Annotated in this window: 9 protein-coding genes; 7 read left to right on the top strand and 2 right to left on the bottom strand. The window is 63.6% G+C overall.

Annotated features, from left to right (window positions below; all coding sequences use genetic code 11):
- Positions 1–54: 54 nt before the first annotated feature.
- Complete coding sequence (locus tag IEY62_RS05780) at positions 55–312, bottom strand: acyl-CoA carboxylase subunit epsilon (RefSeq protein WP_189014863.1); 258 nt, start codon at positions 310–312, stop codon at positions 55–57.
- A complete protein-coding gene (locus IEY62_RS05775; RefSeq protein WP_189014860.1) occupies positions 309–1892 on the bottom strand; it encodes an acyl-CoA carboxylase subunit beta in 1584 nt (527 codons plus the stop codon). The genes IEY62_RS05780 and IEY62_RS05775 overlap by 4 nt, the downstream gene beginning before the upstream one ends.
- Positions 1893–2108: 216 nt before the next feature.
- Between IEY62_RS05775 and IEY62_RS05770 the strand changes: the two genes are divergently transcribed.
- From IEY62_RS05770 to IEY62_RS05740, 7 genes are all read left to right on the top strand, one after another.
- Positions 2109–2987 (top strand): SDR family oxidoreductase, encoded by an 879-nt coding sequence (locus IEY62_RS05770; protein WP_189014858.1) that lies wholly within the window; start codon positions 2109–2111, stop codon positions 2985–2987.
- A gap of 67 nt (positions 2988–3054) precedes the next feature.
- Positions 3055–3978 carry a biotin--[acetyl-CoA-carboxylase] ligase gene (locus tag IEY62_RS05765; protein WP_189014856.1) on the top strand — a complete coding sequence of 308 codons (924 nt, stop codon included), beginning with the start codon at positions 3055–3057 and terminating at the stop codon, positions 3976–3978.
- Complete coding sequence (locus IEY62_RS05760) at positions 3971–4552, top strand: PH domain-containing protein (protein WP_189014854.1); 582 nt, start codon at positions 3971–3973, stop codon at positions 4550–4552. Before IEY62_RS05765 ends, IEY62_RS05760 begins: the two co-directional genes overlap by 8 nt.
- Position 4553: 1 nt before the next feature.
- A complete protein-coding gene (locus tag IEY62_RS05755; RefSeq protein ID WP_189014853.1) occupies positions 4554–5762 on the top strand; it encodes an adenylate/guanylate cyclase domain-containing protein in 1209 nt (402 codons plus the stop codon).
- Between the two features lie 140 nt (positions 5763–5902).
- The gene (locus IEY62_RS05750; protein ID WP_189014850.1) at positions 5903–12037 is read left to right on the top strand and encodes an Ig-like domain-containing protein; all 6135 of its coding nucleotides are present in this window, start codon (positions 5903–5905) and stop codon (positions 12035–12037) included.
- Between the two features lie 251 nt (positions 12038–12288).
- Positions 12289–18384: an Ig-like domain-containing protein gene (locus IEY62_RS05745; protein WP_189014848.1), complete on the top strand. Its 6096-nt coding sequence runs from the start codon at positions 12289–12291 to the stop codon at positions 18382–18384.
- Positions 18385–18447: 63 nt separating this feature from the next.
- On the top strand, positions 18448–19419 hold the full coding sequence (locus tag IEY62_RS05740; protein ID WP_189014846.1) for an AAA family ATPase: 972 nt from the start codon (positions 18448–18450) through the stop codon (positions 19417–19419).
- Positions 19420–19436: the final 17 nt, after the last annotated feature.

Raw genomic sequence — 19436 nt, 5'->3', positions numbered from 1 at the left:
TAACCGCGTCCGCGTCTACGTGAAAGGGTTGTTGAACTCTTTGGCGTCGGGAAACTACGCCCGGCTGCGCCGCCACGCGCCGGGACCCGGGCTGGGATCCAGGCGCAGTTGCTGGCGGCGAACCCAATGCCGGACGCTCGGTTTGGACGGAACCGCTTCCTGCGGGGCGCTGAGGGAAACCACGACGGCGGCAATCGCCGCGAGTTCCTCGGCCGTCGGTTCGCCCTTGACCACTGAAAACAGGGGCGCATCGGGTGCTTCGGCGGACTTCGGCTCGGGCGCGGAGTCGGCCCGGTGCTTGGGCGCGGTCACAGCGGGATGTTTCCGTGCTTCTTGGTGGGCAGGCTTGCACGCTTGTCCCGGAGAGCCCGCAGGCCGCGGATGATTTGCAGGCGGGTATCCGAGGGGGCGATCACTGCGTCAACATACCCAAGCTGTGCTGCCTGGTACGGATTGAGGAGTTCTTCCTCGTAGCCCTTGATGATCTCGGCGCGCTTGGCCTCGACGTCTCCACCGGCTTCGGCTACCGCGGCAAGATCGCGGCGGTAAAGGATATTGACCGCACCCTGGGCACCCATGACGCCAATCTGCGCCGTCGGCCATGCAAGGTTGAGGTCGGCCCCGAGCTTCTTGGAACCCATCACGATGTAGGCGCCGCCATAGGCCTTGCGGGTGATGACGGTGAGTTTGGGAACCGTGGCTTCGGCGTAGGCGTAGAGGAGCTTGGCTCCGCGGCGGATGATGCCCTGGAATTCCTGGTCCTTGCCGGGCAGGAAGCCGGGAACGTCAACCAGCGTGATGATGGGGATGTTGAAAGCGTCGCAATGGCGGACGAACCGTGCGGCCTTTTCCGAGGCCGAGATGTCCAGGGTGCCCGCGAACTGCATCGGCTGGTTGGCGACGATGCCGACAGTGTGTCCTTCCACACGGCCGTAACCAATGATTACGTTCGGCGCGTAGAGCGACTGCATTTCCAGGAAGTGGGCGTCGTCCACGATTTGCTCAATGACTTTGCGCATGTCGTAGGGCTGGTTGGCCGAGTCCGGAATCAGCGTGTCCAGGGCGAGGTCGTCGTCGTTGGGTTCCAGCTCCTGGTCGTGCTCAACAACCGGGGCTTCGGAGAGGTTGTTGGACGGAAGGAAGTCCAGGAGTTCGCGCACGAATTCGATCGCGTCGGCCTCGTCGGATGCCAGGTACGTGGAGGTGCCGGTGGTGGCGTTGTGCTGGCGGGCGCCGCCCAGGGTTTCCATATCCACGTCTTCACCGGTGACGGTCTTGATGACATCGGGACCGGTGATGAACATGTGGGAGGTCTTGTCCACCATCACCACGTAGTCGGTGAGGGCGGGGGAGTAGGCTGCTCCGCCGGCGCACGGGCCCATGATGAGGGAGATCTGGGGGACCACGCCGGAGGCATGGACGTTGTTGCGGAAGATGTCCGCGAACATTGCCAGGGAGGCCACGCCTTCCTGGATACGGGCACCGCCGCCGTCGTTGATGCCGACAACGGGGCAGCCGTTGCGGAGGGCGAATTCCTGGACCTTGACGATTTTCTCGCCGTTGACCTGGCTCAGCGAGCCGCCGTAGACGCTGAAGTCCTGGCTGTAGATGGCCACAAGGCGGCCATCGACGGTCCCGTAACCGGAGACGACACCATCGCCGAGCGGCTTCTTCTTTTCCATGCCGAAGGCCGTGGAGCGGTGGACTGCAAGGGCGTCGAACTCCACGAAGGAGTCCGGGTCGACCAGGAGGTCGATGCGCTCACGGGCGGTGTTCTTGCCGCGGGCGTGCTGCTTCTCAATCGCTTCCGGGCCGGAAGGCTGCTCTGCCCGTGCCTGGCGGTCGCGGAAGTCGGCAATCTTTCCCGCTGTCGTTGTCAGATCGTGGCTCATCAAGTGTCTCCGGCTCTGTAGCTGATATTCGCTGGCGCAGTCCTGGGTACGGACGAAAGCTGACTTAAGTAGCTTCCGTACAAAGAACAGGCCCCGCAGGCCAGTCTAATGACGCCTTTGCCGCGAACCGCTGTAGAAACCCTACAATTTTCCGCGTCGTAGCCAAATCCTTCGCTATGTTACCCGTCGGTAACATAGTTGGGTTAGAGTGTCCCCATGAGTTCAAGCAACGACGCTTCCCGCACACTTTCCCCGAGTGGCAGCCCCTACGTCGCCACGGGTTCGCTCAAGGACCGGACCATCCTGATGTCAGGCGGAAGCCGCGGCATCGGGTTGGCCATCGCCACCCGCGCGGCGCGCGACGGCGCCAACATCGTCCTGATGGCCAAGACCGGCGATCCGCACCCGAAACTCGAAGGCACGGTCTTTACGGCTGCCGAGCAGCTGGTCGCCGCCGGCGGCCAGGCCCTGCCGCTGGTGGGGGACGTCCGCAATGATGACGACGTCGCCGCAGCGGTCGCCGCCGCCGTCGAGCGTTTCGGGGGCATCGACGTCGTGGTAAACAACGCCTCGGCCATAGACCTGTCCCGCACAGACGCCGTGGACATGAAGCGGTACGACCTCATGCAGGACATCAACGTCCGTGGAACCTTCCTGTTGTCCAAACTGGCGCTGCCCGCCCTCCGGGAATCCAGCCAGGGCCACATCCTGACGCTCTCCCCACCGCTGAACCTGGACCCGAAGTGGGCAGGGATGCACCTGGCCTACACCATGGCCAAGTACGGGATGAGCCTGACGACCCTGGGCCTGGCCGAAGAATTGAAGGACGACGGCGTGTCGGTCAACTCGCTCTGGCCGTGCACCCTGATCGACACCGCCGCGATCCGCAACATGCCCGGTGGGCGGCAAATGGTGCAGGCAGCCCGCGGCCCGGAAATCATGGCCGACGCAGCCCATGCGGTGTTGACAGGGGCCGGAGCCACGGGCAACTTCTATACGGACGAGCAGGTCCTGCGTGCGGCCGGGGTCTCCGACTTTTCGCCCTACAGCCTCGGTGCGCCGGAAGACCGTCTGGTGCCGGACATCTTCCTCTAGGCGTTTTCACGGGTTCTTTTCGGGGCCGCCAGCATTCCTGGGCGGCACAACTGGATAGGATTCAGCTATGGATGCCGAACAGCCAGACAGCAGCGAACCACGTGACCCGTCCAGCGGCCTGGAACGGCCGGCGCTGGACCGCGATGCGCTGCTGGAACCGGATTTCCTGTCTGCTGCCGGCATTTCGCAGCTGACGATTGTCGACTCCACGGGTTCCACCAATGCGGACCTGCTCCGTGCTGTAACGGTTGAGCCGAAAAAGTGGGCGGATCTGGCGGTCCTGACAGCCGAACACCAAACGGCTGCGCGCGGGCGCCTGGACCGGCATTGGGAAGCCCCTGAGCGCTCTGCGGTTTCCGTCTCGATAGTGCTGCGTCCCGTGACGTCCCAAGGCATGCCCGTCCCGACGCAGAGCTACTCGTGGCTTTCACTCCTGGCAGCCGTTGCCCTGCGTGAAGCCCTCCAGGAAACAGCCGGAGTGTCGGCCGACATCAAGTGGCCGAACGATGTCCTTGTCAACGGGAGGAAGATCGCGGGCATCCTTGCCCAGATGACGCCTCTCGGAGACGGCTCGGTCCCGGCAGTGATCCTCGGTGTGGGACTCAATGTCTCGCTCGCCGAGGACGAGCTCCCGGTACCTACAGCGACATCGCTCGCAGTGGAGGGAGCCACGACGACGGACCGCACCGCACTGCTCAAGAGCTACCTTTCCCGTTTTGCCCGGCTTTACCGCAGCTTCTGCAACTCCGAAGGAGACCCTTCCGCCGGTCTGGCAGGGGGAGCGTCGTTGCATAAGCGGGTTGAATCGGCCATGGTCACCTTGGGCCGCGAGGTACGCGCGCATCTGCCGGGCGATCTTGAGCTGGTTGGCCACGCGTCCCGCCTGGATGAGCATGGTTCGTTGCTGGTGGTGGACCATGGCGGCCGGGAACACGTCATTACTGCCGGCGATGTGGTGCACCTTCGCGCCACAGAAAGCGGTTATGCGTAAAGAGTTGCTTCCGGGGGAGCAGGTCATCACCATCACGCGCCAACAGGCCCGCTCGCTCTTCTTTCCAGTGCTGGCTTTCATTGTGGTTCCTGCCGTCGCTGCCTATGCCTGTGCCTGGGTCGTCAAGGGCAACGCCCAACGGCTGGTGCCGTTCATATCAGCGGAGTGGACGCCGTGGCTGATGGGGGCCTGCGTGGTGCTGGCGGCCTGGTTTCTGCTGGCCTACAGCGTCAAGCGGGTTCTGAAATGGCGATCCATCAAGTACATCCTCACCAGCCGCCGCATACTTGCCAGATACGGAATGTTCAGGCGCAAGGACTGGCAGATTTCCCTGGCGTCCATCCGCCATGTGGAAGTCCACCAGAGCCTGCTCCAACGGACATTGCACTCAGGGAATATATCCTTGGATACCGGGCACTCCGGAACAGCGCTGCTGGCGGATGTCCCTGAGGTGGGGAAATTCAGGGGCTTCATTCTTGACGCGATGGACGAACTCCCGCAAGGTGAGGTTTTTGAGGGTGAGCTGCTGGGGGACTATGAAGAATTGCCGTGGGAATTGAGAGAAGGTGGATGAGATGAGCGTTGAGGATCAGCAGTCCGGCGAGGACCTGGACCAGGAGTTCGACGCCGTACCCGAACCTTCAGTGGACGACCACACAGAAGACGACGACACGGACGACGACGACACGGACGCCGCGCCCGCCCAGGCCCCCGTGCCAACAGGTCCGCCCACAGGCGTGATGTCGGCGGAGAGGCTGGCCATCAAGGCATTGGAGTCCAAGCTCCTTGGCGGCGAACGCAAGCTTCGGCGTCGTGAAGTTGCAGCCGGTGCGGGCGTTTCCATTTTGTCTGCCCGCAAGGTGTGGCGTGCGCTGGGTTTCCCGAACTTCAATGACGAGGACGTGGCGTTCACCGAGCGCGACCAAGCTGCCCTGTCCAGCATCCTGGACCTGGTGCGTGCCGGCATTCTGACCGAAGAAGCCGCGATCTCCGTGACCCGCTCCATCGGCCAGATGACAGACCGCATGGTGGTCTGGCAGATCGAAGCGTTGGTCGAGGACATGGTGTCCGAACAAGGCATACCCGATGCCGTTGCGCGCAAGCAGTTGGTGGGGCGGTTGCCGTCCCTGGTGGATTCCTTGGAAGAGATCCTTGTCTATTCGTACCGACGCCAGCTCAACGCCGGCGTCCAGCGGCTCGCTGTCCGCGCCGAGGCCGGTTTGCAGGCCAGCGAGGAAGGCCGTGAAGGGGACGAGGACGACTCCCCGTTGCCCTTGGCGCGCGCTGTGGGTTTTGCGGACCTCGTGTCCTACACCAGCCTCTCCCGGCGGATGAACGAGAAAACGCTGGCACAGTTGGTGCAGCGCTTCGAGAACAAGTGCGCTGAAATCATCTCCGTTGGCGGTGGACGCCTGGTCAAGACAGTCGGCGACGAAGTCCTCTACATCGCCGAGACGCCGGCCGCTGGGGCCGAGATCTCGCTCGCTTTGGCGCAGGCCTTTACCGAGGATGAGATCCTGCCCCAATGCCGGGTGTCCATGGTGTGGGGGCGCATTCTCTCGCGGCTCGGTGACATCTACGGACCGACAGTGAACCTGGCCGCGCGCCTGACGACGCTCGCCCAACCGGGGACGGTGCTGGTGGATGCCATGACCGCAGCAGCCCTGGGCCAGGACGACCGCTTTGTGCTGGTGCCCCAGAAGTCGGAGAACGTCCGCGGCTTCGGTGAGATCCACCCGGTCATGCTGGCCCGCGGCCGCGGCAAGGGCCTGGTGCTCGACTAGACCGCCAAAGAACTGTTGCGTGCCTGGCGGCCCATGTTGCGGACTCTTGGCTAATCGATGGATTAACCCGGTACTCTTGGGTTGTTTGTGTCGTGATGGTCCGGAGCTGGGTGCGGGCTGCCTAAAAGTGGGGAATGTGGATGACTCTGACCAATGGGTCCGGGAATCGTCGTGGCAGGATTCGTCGGCGGAGGGTCATCACGGCTACCGCCTTCACGGCCGCCGCAGCAGTGCTCGTTACCGGCGCGATCCTCTATCCGGGGTTCAAGACCACTGAAGTGGACCTGAACGACGGCGGAGTCTGGGTAGTCAGCAAGTCCAAGAATGCCGCCGGCCGGCTCAACTATCCGTCCAAGTCCTTGGACGGCGCCGTCACTCCCGCCAGCAAAGACTTCGAGATCCTCCAGCAGGCCAGTGACGTGTTCATCGATGATGCCGATGGCGCCACCATCAACCCCGTCAGCGCTGCCAACATGCGCCTGGGCGGGGACCAAAAGCTCCCGGGATCGGCAGCTGTGAGCTTCGGCAACAAGGTCCTGGCCGTCACCGATCCCGCCAAGGGCAAAGTCTGGGCCCTCACAGCCGGTTCGGTCGGCGGATTCAGTGACGAGGCTGAACCCGTGCTGGAACAGTCCACCGGCATCGTGTCGGTGGTTGGTACCGACGACACCATCCACACCGTGGATCCGGAAACTGGCAGCCTGACGGCCACCAAAGTGGACGCCAACGGTCAGTCGGTGGACTCCCAGGTCCGCAAGGATGATGCCCTGAAGAACGCCGGCGACCTCCAGCTGACCGCGGTGGGTGACAAAGCAGTAGTCCTCAACGAGGCCACAGGAAACATCGTCCTGCCGGGCGGAGCTACCGTGCACTTGGACGACGCCCGTGACGCGAAGCTCCAGCAAAGCGGAACAGCCGCTGATTTCGTGGCCATCGCCACCAACAAAGCACTCTTGCTCCAGCCCCTCGACGGCGGAACAGCCAAGACCATCCAGGCTGACGGCCAAGGTGTGCCGGCGGCGCCCGTACATCTGGGCACCTGCACCTACGCCGCCTGGTCCGGAGCCAACAAGTACCTCCGCGAATGCACGAACGAGGCGGACAGCCGCCGTGCCGACGTCCCCAAGGCGAGTGCATCGCCGTCGTACGTTTTCCGGGTCAACCGCGATCTCGTGGTGCTGAACGACGTCAACTCCGGCAACGTCTGGATGGTCAACCAGAACATGCAGCTGGTCAACAACTGGGACGACGTCATCCCACCGCAGCAGACATCGGAAGTCGCCGACAAGGACTCCGCGGACGAAGTCCAGCAGACCGTCCTTCCGGACCGGAGCAAACCGAACACACCGCCGGTCGCGAAGCCGGACGCTTTTGGCGTGCGTGCGGGGAAGACAACCCTCCTGCCCGTGCTGGACAACGACGCCGATTCCGACGGCGATGTCCTCACCGTCTCTGCCGACCAAGTGCTGAAATCAGGGGCGTTGGCTCCTGTCTACGGCGGGACGGGTTTCCAGATCACCGTTCCTGCCGATCAGTCCGGGACGGAATCGTTCAAGTACTCCGTGGATGATGGCCGTGGGGGAACTGCCTCGACCAACGTGGACCTGAGGATCGTTCCTCCGGGTGAGAACGCAGCACCGCAGCAGAAGCCCAACCGGAACAACGCCTTGGTGGTGCAATCGGGAAAGATCGCCAACCAGTACATCCTCAGTGACTGGATCGACCCCGACGGTGACGACCTCTTCGCCGTGGCGGCCAGCAGCAGCGACCCCGCGGACCAGGTGCGGATCAGGCCCGACGGGCTTTTGACGTTCCAGGACTCCGGGGCCGGTCCGGGCAAGAAGACGATTTCCGTGACGGTCTCGGATGGCACACTAAGCACCGAGGGGCGGATCAGTGTGGATGTCCGCGCCCCGGGAGCTCTGCCGCCCATCGCCAACGCCGATCATGTGGTGGCGGTCGCTGGCCAGGACACGGTGATTGCGCCCCTCAAGAACGACTCCGATCCCCAGGGAGGCACGCTGCGGTTGGCGCAGGCGCAGCCTGATGACCAGGCGACGGCCGTGATAGGTCCGGACCAGCAGACCTTCACCTTCAACTCCACGAGTGTCGGTCCGCACTACGTCACCTACATGGTCACCAACGGACCTGCCAGCGCACAGCAGCTGGTGCGCGTCGACGTCGTGTCCGGCAGCAACGACGGCGCGCCTGTGGCAGTTCGCGATATCGCCCTTCTTCCCAGCGGCGGCAGCACAGTGGTGGATGTACTGGGCAACGACTCGGATCCGGCCGGCGGCGTGCTGGTTGTCCAGTCGGTCACGGCCGCGGACGGCCTGCCTGTCACAGTGGCGGTACTGGACCACTCGGTGGTCAAGATCACCGATATCCACGCGACGGGCCAACTCTCCCTCAAGTACACGATTTCGAACGGCAAGGCCTCAGCCACGGGAGACATCTCGGTCCAGGTGGTCCCTGCCCCCAGCAAACTCCAGGCACCGCAGGCCAAGCCGGATGAAGTGTCAGTACGGGTTGGCGATGTGGTCACCATCCCCGTCCTGGAGAACGATTCCGACCCCAACGGGGGCGAGCTGAAACTCGATCCGGTGTTGGCACAGCAGCCTGACGCGGCGGACGGACGGATGTTCATCGCGGGCAATTACTTGCGGTTCATTGCCGGTGAGGTTCCCAAGACGGTGTACGCGATCTACAAGGTCAGCAACTCTTCCGGGCAAACGGACTCGCAGCAGGTGACCATACGTATCCGCGCCAGGGATGACGCCACCAATACGCGCCCCGAACCCCGGAACCTGACCGCACGGGTTGTTGCCGGGATGACGGTCAAGATCCCGGTTCCCCTGGACGGCATTGACGCCGACGGCGACTCCGTCCAGCTCATCGGCGTGGACAAAGCACCGGCCATGGGCACCGCCGTGGTGCGGGATGGCTATATGGAGTTCACCGCAGGTGGTAAGTCTGCCGGGACGGATACCTTCAGCTACCGCGTGCGGGACCGCATCGGCGCCGAAAACACAGGCACCGTCATTGTTGGTATCGCTCCGGCGGAAGCGAACAACCAGAAGCCGATCGCAGTCGATGACGCCATTGATGTCCGGCCCGGGCGCCGCATCGCGGTGGATGCCCTCAAGAACGACTCCGATCCGGACGGCGACCCCATCGCCCTGGTCAATTCCTTCGAAGCCAATCCTGATCTCCAGGTGGAAGCTGCCTCTGGCAAGATCCTGCTGACAGCGCCCGGTGTCGCCGGAACCGAGAGCATCAGTTACCGGATCCAGGACGACAAAAAGGCCGAGGCCAGCGCAGTTGTCAGGGTCCAGACAAGCCCGACGGCGGCCCTCCACGTTCCTGTTGCCGTGGACGACCGCGTCACGCTGGCTGAGACCCTGGGCAAGACCGCTGTCGACGTCCCGGTGTTGAAGAACGACTCCGATCCCGATGGTGTGGCCGAGGACCTCACCATTTCGCTCCCGGACGGAAATCCGAACGCACGGGTAGGTACCGCCGGCAACGTGGTGGTGACTCTGGTCCCGCAGGAGCAATTGATCCCGTACACCGTCACGGATATGGACGGCCAGTCGGCCACGGCGGTGATGTGGATTCCTGGCCAAGGCCTCCAGTACCCGACCCTGGCCAAGACGGACCCGGTTGAGGTGATGTCCGGCAAGGACGTCACACTGGCGCTTCAGGAGTATGTGCGCGTCCGGGAAGGCCGTCAGGCCCGCATCACAGTGGCGGATAAGATCCGCGTTCAAGGCGGGGACCCCACAAACGTCATCTCCGGTGATGGAAACGCCTTGCGGTATGCAGCCCAGGCCGATTACGTGGGCCCGGGATCCATCACGTTCGAGGTCACTGATGGTTCCGGCCCGGATGACTCCCAAGGGTTGAAATCCACGTTGACCATCCTGACCAAGGTCATTCCGGACCCCAACGCCAACCACCCGCCAACCTTCAGCGGAGCTTCCGTGGAAGCCCCCAAGGGTGAGACCACGGACCTTGAGCTGGGCAATCTGGCCAAGGACGTCGATGAACGGGATCAGGGCAACCTGAAATTTGAACTCGACGGCCAGCAGGCGGCGGGTTTCCAGGCCAAAGTCGAAGGTACCGTCCTCAAGATCACGCCGGACCTCTCAGTCAATCCGGGGGCAGTGGGTTCCTTCCCGCTCAAGGTAACTGACGGCCGCTCTGATGCTGTGCGTGCCACTGTGACTGCCACGGTGGTTTCGTCGAACAGGCCGCGCCCGGTAGCCAACGATGACGCAGTGGACAAAGCCAACGCGGGCCGCTCCGAAACCATCAACGTCCTTTCCAACGATTTCAACCCCTTCAGCGACGCACCGCTGACCATTGAAAACGCCGCTGTTGAGACTGGGTCCGCTGCCGGCCAGCCAACCGTTTCCGGAGAGTCGATCACGGTTACCCCGGCCGACGGTTTCAAGGGTGTCCTGGTGGTGCGGTACACCGTGCTGGATAAGACCAAGGACCCCTCCAGGCAAGCCACCGGCCGTGTCCGCATTACAGTGCGGGACAAGCCGGACGCTCCGTCGGCGCCGGTAGCAACCGATGTCCGGAGCCGGACCGCCGTCCTCAAGTGGACGCCGCCGTCGGATAACGGCGCAGCCATCACCAAATACACGGTGAAGGCGGCAGGGTTCGAGCAGGTGTGCCCGACCACCACGTGCACGCTGTCCGGACTGACAAACAACGTGAAGTACGTCTTCACCGTTTTCGCAAGCAATGAAGTTGGCGATTCGCCGGCATCCACGGCATCCAACGAGATCCGACCCGACGAAAAGCCCTCACCTCCGGATGCGCCCACGGTCAAGGCCGGGGACAAGAACATGGCGGTCACCTGGACCCCTGCCAAGACGGAGGGCTCACCGGTGAAGCACTACAACCTGGAGATCTCGCCACCTCCGGCCAACGGTATTGCCGTGAAGAACGAGGTCACAGGGCTGACGTACACCTGGCCTGGCCTGAGCAACGGAGTCAAGTACAAGGTGCGCGCCCAGGCAGTCAATGAGCTCGGACCCTCCGATTGGGGCATGTACTCCCTTGAGGACAACCCTGCCGGCCTTCCGGGAGCCCCGGCCGCCCCGACCACGGCTGTGGTGCAGTCCGTGGGCAAACAAAACCAGTTGCGGGTGGATTGGACCGAGCCGGACATCAACGGCGACCCCATCAAGAGCTACTACGTCACCATGAGTGGCGGCAATGGCGTGCCCCAGTCGCAGACGATCCCGGGCAACGTCCGCTCGGCAGTCTTCACCGCACAGAACGACGAAGCCGGCTACACCTTCACCGTGCAAGCGGAGAACAAAGCCGGAAAGGGAAGCGTCAGCGCGCCCTCTGCCCCGCGGCGTGCAACCGGCATGCTCGGCACCGTGAACAACGTCTCGGCAACTCCGGCCAACACCGGGGGAGCCGGCAAGGCCGTGACCATCAACTTCACGGTCCTCGACCAAGAGCAACGCAACGGCTCAACCCAAAGCGAAGTGAGCTACCGCTACGTCGCCAGTACCGGACAGTCAGGGCCCATCAGCCCCGGGCAAACAGTCAGCGGCTTCACCAACGGGCAGGCCACCACCATCACTGTCAATGCAGTTTCTTCGGTGGCGCCGAGCTCCAATCCCAGCGCACCGGCCACCACCACACCGTACGGTTCTCCCGGCACCCCCTCGGCTTCCGGCGCCAACGGTGGCCAGAACCAGACGACGTTGACACTGAACTGGTCCTCGCCGTCCACGTCCAGCAACGATGTCGCCGCAACCAAGATCAGGATCACTGGTGGCGGAACGGACACCGGGTGGATCAACGAGTCCGCCTCCGGCAGCCGGGTGGTGAACACGGGTGGCTACAACCAGACCCGCACCATTGAGGTACAGACCTTCAACTCGGTGGGCCAGGGCGGAGGCGTGGCCTCGGCCAGTGCCCAGAGTGGTCCGCAGAAGACGTCGTGGGACGCTACGCTGCCCGCAGGCAGCTTCCGTACCTGTACTGACACGGCGGCATCAGGACAGACGTCCTGGGACCCGAATACACCAGGTCACCGATGTGACGGCGTGGTCTATGGCACTCCGTGGCAGTACGAGTCGAATGGTTCCTTCACGGTCAACTGCTACGTCAACCGCAGCACCCCGTACCTGAACTACGCCGCGTGGTACCGGCTGACCAGTGGTCCGAACGCCGGCCGCTTCATCGCACAGGGCAACACCACCCTGGGCGATCCCGGACCCCACCAGATCCCGCAATGCTGAGGGCATCAGCACCGCAGCGCGGGGCAGTTGTCCCCATCGCGCTTCACGGCCCCAAGACAGTACGCTGTCAAAGCCAATGGATAGCCCGCTCCCGGGTTTCCTTGGTTGGCCGTGGGGCGCGTGGGATAGTCTTAGGGACTGAAAATTCCGCCGCCGTTCGGGGGTACTGCGGATTTTACGGCTGCCGGCACCTGCCGGATGGCTCGGAAGTCGCTGGGGGGGCGGCTGAAAACAAAGGGAATTCTGGGGCTGTGACAACTTTCTTCGGCAAGCTGGGGCTGAAAAAGCGTCAAAACAAGAAATTCATAGCGGGTACCGCTGCCTCTGCAGCGGGGGCCCTGCTGATCGCGGGCGCAGTACTGTACCCGGGTTTCAAGACCACCGAGGTGGACTTGAATGACGGCGGCGTGTGGGTGGTCAGCAAAACCAAGAACGCCGTGGGGCGGCTGAACTACCCGTCCCGCGTCCTCGACGGCGCCGTAACGCCTGCCACCACCACGTTCGATGTCCTGCAGCACGACGGCAATGTCTTCGTCGATGACGAGTCCGGCTCCACCATCAACCAGGTGTCCGCCGCCAACCTGAAGCTTGGCGGCGATAAGCAGCTGCCGTCGTCGTCGCAAGTCAGCTACGGTTCCACGGTCCTGTCCGTCACCGATCCTGCCCGTGGCAAGGTCTGGGCCCTTTCTCCGTCCACGGTCAACGGCTTTGACGAGGAAGGGACCGAACCGGTCCTGACCGGCGAGCAGGGCATTGTCTCCGCTGTTGGCGCGGATAACCGCATCTACACCGCCGACCCCGGCAAGGGCGAGATCACAGCCGTCACCGTTGACGCCGATGGCCAGCGGACCGACTCCGAGGTCACCAAGGTGGACGAGCTCAAGGGTGCAGGCGATCTGCAGATCTCGGTGGTGGGGGACAAGCCCGTAGTCCTCGACGCCGCTTCCGGAAACCTCTTCCTGCCAGGTGGCCGCAGGCTTCAGTTGCAGGATGCCCGCGAAGCCAAACTCCAGCAGACCAGCGCGGAGAGCAGCTACGTTGCCATTGCCACCCGCAAAGCCCTCCTGAAGCAGCCCTTGGACGGATCCACGGCCGCAACGGTCAACGCCGACGGCGAGGGCGTTCCGGCCGCTCCAGTCCAGGTCAGCAAGTGTGTCCATGCGGCCTGGTCCGGCGCCAACAAGTACGTCCGCGACTGCGAGAACGACGCTGACGACAAAAAGAACGACGTCCCGAAGGCCAGTGCCTCACCGAGCTATGTGTTCCGCGTCAACCGCGACCTCGTGGTGCTCAACGACGTGAACTCCGGCAGCGTGTGGCTGGTCAACCAGAACATGCAGCTGGTCAACAACTGGGACGATGTTGTCCCGCCCAAGAACCAATCGGATGACCAGGACCAGGAATCCGCGGACAACAACACCATCAACGTCCTTCCTGACCGCACCAAGCCCAACCGGCCGCCGGAAACCAAACCCGACGAATTCGGTGTCCGGCCGGGGCGGACCTCCATCCTGAGCGTCCTGGACAACGACTCGGACCCCGACGGCGATGTCCTCACCGCTGCAGTGGGCGCCAACGGCCCCAAGATGGGGACGTTGGAAAACATCTACGGTGGTTCCGCTTTCCAGATCAAGGTGCCCGCGGACGCCAAACCCGGGACGGAAGTCTTCGACTACAACGCCGCTGATGGGCGCAGCTTGTCCGCCGGTGGAAAGGTCACCCTGCACGTGGTGGCTCCGGAAGAAAACAAGCCCCCCTTCTTCAAACGGGCCGAACCCACCACCATGGTCGTGGAACAGGGAAAGTCCGTCAGCCAGAACATCCTCACGGACTGGATGGACCCGGACGGTGATGACCTGGTCCTGTTGGATGCCAAGACAGACAACGACCAGGACCAGGTGAAGGTCCGCCGTGACGGCCTGCTCACCTACCAGGATTCCGGCGCAGCGCCGGGCAAGAAGAACGTCACCATCACCGTCTGGGATGGCAGGGCCACCACCACCGGACGCATCGTGGTCAACGTCCAGCCCCCGGGCGCCTTGGCTCCGGTAGTCAACGCCGACCACGTCACAGCCGTGGTGGGCCAGGACCTGGTTATTGCACCGTTGAAGAACGACGTCGATCCCAACGGCGGTGCCTTGCGCGTCGCCCACGTTGAGGCTGCGGGCCCGGCCGAATTGGGCCCGGTAACCGACGGCGGTACTTTCACCTTCCGGAGCACCACGCCGGGTCCGATCTACCTGACGTACATCGCCAGCAACGGGCCACAGAGCAGCCAGGGACTCATCCGCGTGGACGTCGAGTCCGGCAAGGATGCCGGCGCTCCCGTCGCAGTCCATGACGTGGCCCTGCTTCCGGTAGGTGGCAGTGTGCTGGTGGACCCGCTGGCCAACGACTCCGATCCTTCCGGTGGAGTGCTGGTCCTCCAGTCCGTGACAGTTCCCGATGGCTCATCCGCCTCGGTCAGCGTCATTGACCACAGTGTCCTGCGTGTCACCGATGTCCTCGGCTCCAAAGACCCCTTCGTCTTCAGCTACACCATGTCCAACGGCCGGACCTCAGCGACCGGAACGGTGGGCGTCGTCCCGGTGCCGGCCCCCGCCGTCGTCGAAGCTCCCCAACCGAAACCCGACGAAGTAAACGTCCGCGTGAACGACGTCGTCACCATTCCGGTCCTGGACAACGACACGCACCCGCAGGGCGAAGAGCTTTCGGTGGACCCCGTCCTGGCCCAGAACATTCCTGAAGAAGACGGCAAGGCGTTCATCTCGGAAAAGACCCTTCGCTTCATCGCCGGCCCCACCCCGAAAACGGTGCGCGCCATCTATAACGCGGTGGACCCGCAGGGCCAGAAGAGTGCCGCCGCTGTAACCATCCACATCCTTCCGTTGGAAGGTACCCAGAATTCGCGACCACAGCCCCAGAACCTGACGGCACGAGTTGTCGCTGGCGGCAGCGTCCGGATCCCGGTCCCGCTGGACGGCATCGACCCCGACGGCGACTCGGTGCAGCTCACCGGCATCGACAGCACACCCACCATGGGAACCGCGACGGCGGGAAGCAGCTTCATCGATTTCGTCGCCGCCGGTGACGGTGCAGGAACGGACACCTTCCGATACAAGGTGATTGACCGCCAAGGCGCGGTCAACACCGGAACAGTGACCGTCGGCGTCGCGCCCCGCGGCGAGAACAACCAAAAACCCGCCCCCGTCGATGACGAGGTCAAGGTCCGCCCCGGTCGGCAGATCGCCGTCGACGCCACCGCCAACGACACCGATCCGGACGGCGACATCATCCGCATCCTCACGGACAGCATCGAAGCCGACGCAGGACTGGACGCCCACGTCAGCAAGACCAGCGGCCGCATTCTGGTGACTGCACCGGCAGCCGAAGGCACCGTGAACGTCCGCTACTCGATAGCCGACGACCGTGATGCAGTGGGTCAAGCGAGCATCCGGGTGGTGGTCAAGAACGACATTCCGCTCCAGGCGCCCATCGCCCGGGATGACCGGGTGACATCTGCCCAGACTCTGGGGAAGACCGCCGTGGACGTTCCTGTCCTCAAGAACGACGAAGACCCTGACGGCGTCGGGGAGAACCTGAAAATCAGCACTGACGTGACCACAGCGCGTCCAGGTCCTGAAGGCAATGTGATCGTCGAACTCACCGAGCAGCCGCAGTTGGTGCCGTACACCGTGGAGGATGTGGACGGCCAGAAGTCCACGGCCATCATCTGGGTTCCGGGCGTCGGCCAGCAGGTTCCGACGCTTGCCAAGGACGAGGTCATTGAACTGGTCTCGGGCCAGTCGGTGACCGTTGACCTGGGGGAGTGGGTGAAGGTACGCGAGGGCCGCTCACCACGGCTGACCCAGACCGACCGGATCAAGCTCATTGGCGCTGATGGCGGCGATCCCGTGGCAAACGGTGGTACCGGACTGAAATACACCGCCGGAGCTGAGTACGTGGGTCCTGGCTCCATCAGTTTCGAAGTCACCGACGGAACCGGTCCGGACGACCCCAACGGCTTGAAGTCGACGTTGAGCATCCGGACCAAGGTGTTGCCGGACCCCAACAAGAACAATCCTCCAGTCCTGCTGGGCAGCGACGTTGAAGTTCCCAAGGGCGATTCGTCGAGCCTGGATCTGGAGAAACTGACCTCGGATCCTGACTCCGATGATGTCCAGAACATGAACTACGAACTGGTCGGTGCAGCCCAAGGCGGATTCAAGGCCAACGTGGATGGCAAAACGCTCAAGGTTTCCGCGGATGACTCCGTGCAGATCGGGCAGTCCGGCACGGTCCAGGTGAAAGCCAAGGACCGTCGGGGCCTTGAAGCTGTTGCCACCTACAAGCTCTCACTGTCGGCTTCCAACAGGCCCAAGCCTGTGGCAAACGACGACGCCGAGCCGGAGGCGCAGTCCGGCAAGCCGGTCACGGTGAACGTGCTGGCCAATGATTCGAATCCGTTCCCCGATACGCCGTTGAAGATTGTCTCAGCGGTCACCGAGACCGGACAGGGTACGGCCGAGGCCGGTGGCGACAACGTGACTGTGACACCCGCCGGTGGCTTCACCGGGACAATGGTGGTGGCCTACACGGTGCAGGACAAGACCGGCGAAATTTCCCGTTACGCCACAGCGCGCATCCGTTTGACCGTCAAGGACAAGCCTGCGGCACCCACAACACCACTGGCACAGAGCGTTGGTGACCAAACCGCCCTGCTGACGTGGAATGCCCCTGCGGACCGTGGCTCGCCCATCACCAAGTACACGGTGTACGGCGAAAACGGCTTCAAGCAGGACTGCCCGGCCAACACCTGTACGCTGACTGGCCTGACCAATAACGTGAAGTACCACTTTGCGGTCACTGCAACGAATGCCATCAATGAATCCGAACGCTCCCCGGTCTCGGCCGAGGTCCGCCCGGACGTCAAACCTGACACCCCGGTGGCACCTACGCTGAAATTCGGCGACAAGCAACTGTCCGTGGCCTGGGTTCCGCCTGCCAGCAAGGGCTCGCCCATCAAGTCCTACGATCTTGAGATCTCGCCTGCGCCCGCTGGACAGAATCCGCAGATCCAGAACCTGACGGGCAACAGCCACGTCTGGACGGGCCTGACGAACGGAGTGGCCTACAAGGTCCGGGTCCTGGCCCGCAACGATGCCAAGGATCCGTCCGAGTGGAGCACCTACTCCGCCGCGGAGACGCCGGCCGGTGTGCCCGCCACCCCTGCCGCTCCGTCGGTGGCGGGAGCGGGTTCCGTTGGCAGCCAGAGCCAGTTGCAGGTCAGCTGGGCAGCGCCGAACAACAACGGTGACGCCGTGTCCACATACACTCTGACCACTTACCGGGGTGGCGCCGTGGTGGGTTCGCAGGCAGTAGCAGCGACGTCCCAGAACGTGACAGTGGATAACTCCGAGGCCGACTACTCGTTCACGGTATCGGCCACGAACAAGGCAGGCGTCAGCGGTGTGAGCCAGCAGTCCAATGCCATCCGTGCCGCAGGCAAGCCCGGAATGGTGGGTGCGCCTTCAGCAGCGCTGGTGGAGACCAACGCCGACGGCGGCAAGATCCGCGTCGCTTTCAACCCGCTCTCCGCGGCTGAACGGAACGGTGCCAACGCCAACGAGATCAGCTACCATTATGCGCTGACCTCAGGCGCAGGCAGCGGGGCCATTCCGGCCGGCGGTGGCGTGGTGGCAGCACCCAACGGTGCAGACACAGCCGTGGTGGTATGGGCGATCTCGAGCCGCAACCCGACGCCCGGCGACAGGAGCCCTGCATCCAACACGGTCAATCCCTACGGGCTGGCTTTTGCTCCGACCGTGACCGGCAGCAAGAGCAGTGGCGTTGGTGACAAGACAGTGTCGTGGACCTGGAACGCCCCGAACGGCAACGGCCGTCCGGTGACGGGCTACCAGTACTCACTCGACGGCGGCGGCTGGACAAACACCGACCAACGGAGCTTCTCCAAGACTGTTGGATTCAGCGAAACCCACACACTGCAGGTACGCGCCGTCAGTGGCGGACAGGCAGGACGGGTTGGAAGCGACACCTCGCGCAGCGGTGCGGAGCCGCCACCCCCGCAGCCTCCGGCAGGCGAAATCAAGGCACACAACAACACCTGCCCGGGTAAGCCCGGGCAAACGGACACCTACAACCCGAGTGGTCCCAGCTGTGGAGTTGGCTGGGTCTCCAGTTCTGAAGGGTGGTTGAACATCAACTGCACCAAGGACATCTACAACAACGGCACTCCTTGGTACCGGGTGACCCAGGGCAGCCACCCGGGCTGGTTCGTGAAGTCCACCACTGTGGATCTTCGCGGTACCAAGCCCGGCGGCTGCTAGCACCCGTGCCCTCACCAAGACAACTTCATCCCAACACCCCGACATAAGGAACAGGATCAACCGATGACCATGACAAACGAGCAGGCCGCGTGGTTTGCAGAAACGTTCGAGAAGCTCGTTGCCAACGTGGGCCAGGCCGTACTGGGCAAGGAACACGTCATCCGGCTGACGTTCACGGCCATGCTGGCCGAAGGCCACGTCCTCTTTGAGGACGCACCGGGCACGGGCAAGACCTCCCTGGCCCGGGCCTTGGCCGCCACGGTTCAGGGGTCCCACAACCGCATCCAGTTCACCCCCGACCTCCTGCCCTCGGATGTCACGGGTGTGACCATCTATGACCAGAAGACCCAGAAGTTCGAGTTCCACAAGGGCCCGGTCTTCAACAACATCGTCCTCGCCGACGAAATCAACCGGGCTTCGCCGAAGACCCAGTCGGCTTTGCTTGAGGTCATGGAAGAGTCGCGGGTGACCGTGGATGGCACCACCTACGAGGCAGGCCGCCCGTTCATGGTCCTCGCGACCCAGAACCCTATTGAACAGGCCGGTACTTACCGCCTCCCGGAAGCCCAGCTGGACCGCTTCCTGATCAAGACCTCCATCGGCTACCCGGACCACGCTTCAACCGTGCGGCTGCTGGGCGGGGCCAACCTGAAGGACCGCTCGAAGGACCTCACTCCGCTCATTACCACGCAGGCCGTGGCCGACATGGCAGACCTTGCCGCCACCACACACGTGGATACCGCGGTACTGGAGTACATCTCGCGCTTGTGCGAGGAAACCCGCAATGCTTCCGAAACACGGCTTGGTGTCTCTGTCCGTGGTGCATTGGCCATGGTCCGGGCTGCCAAGGTGTGGGCTGCAGGACAAGGCCGGAACTTTGTGCTGCCGGATGACATCAAGGAGCTTGCACCTGTTGTGTGGACGCACCGTCTGGTGATGGATCCTGAGGCCGAGTTCTCGGGAGCCACCCCGGAGGTTGTACTCACGCGCGTCCTCGCCGAAGTGGCGGCCCCGCAGCAACGCGCCACAGCCTAGCGCCCACGGCCTGGCCA

Source organism: Paenarthrobacter histidinolovorans, from assembly GCF_014647595.1.
GTDB lineage: Bacteria > Actinomycetota > Actinomycetes > Actinomycetales > Micrococcaceae > Arthrobacter > Arthrobacter histidinolovorans.
Note: the sequence above shows the minus strand (reverse complement) of the source record. Positions and strands in the feature narration are given on the sequence as shown.

Bases quoted from the DNA above. Each gene is read 5' to 3' on its own strand.
- IEY62_RS05750 (WP_189014850.1), top strand. From the start codon at position 5,903: ATGACTCTGACCAATGGGTCCGGGAATCGTCGTGGCAGGATTCGTCGG.
- IEY62_RS05760 (WP_189014854.1), top strand. From the start codon at position 3,971: ATGCGTAAAGAGTTGCTTCCGGGGGAGCAGGTCATCACCATCACGCGC.
- IEY62_RS05755 (WP_189014853.1), top strand. From the start codon at position 4,554: ATGAGCGTTGAGGATCAGCAGTCCGGCGAGGACCTGGACCAGGAGTTC.
- IEY62_RS05775 (WP_189014860.1), bottom strand. From the start codon at position 1,892: ATGAGCCACGATCTGACAACGACAGCGGGAAAGATTGCCGACTTCCGC.
- IEY62_RS05740 (WP_189014846.1), top strand. From the start codon at position 18,448: ATGACCATGACAAACGAGCAGGCCGCGTGGTTTGCAGAAACGTTCGAG.
- IEY62_RS05765 (WP_189014856.1), top strand. From the start codon at position 3,055: ATGGATGCCGAACAGCCAGACAGCAGCGAACCACGTGACCCGTCCAGC.
- IEY62_RS05770 (WP_189014858.1), top strand. From the start codon at position 2,109: ATGAGTTCAAGCAACGACGCTTCCCGCACACTTTCCCCGAGTGGCAGC.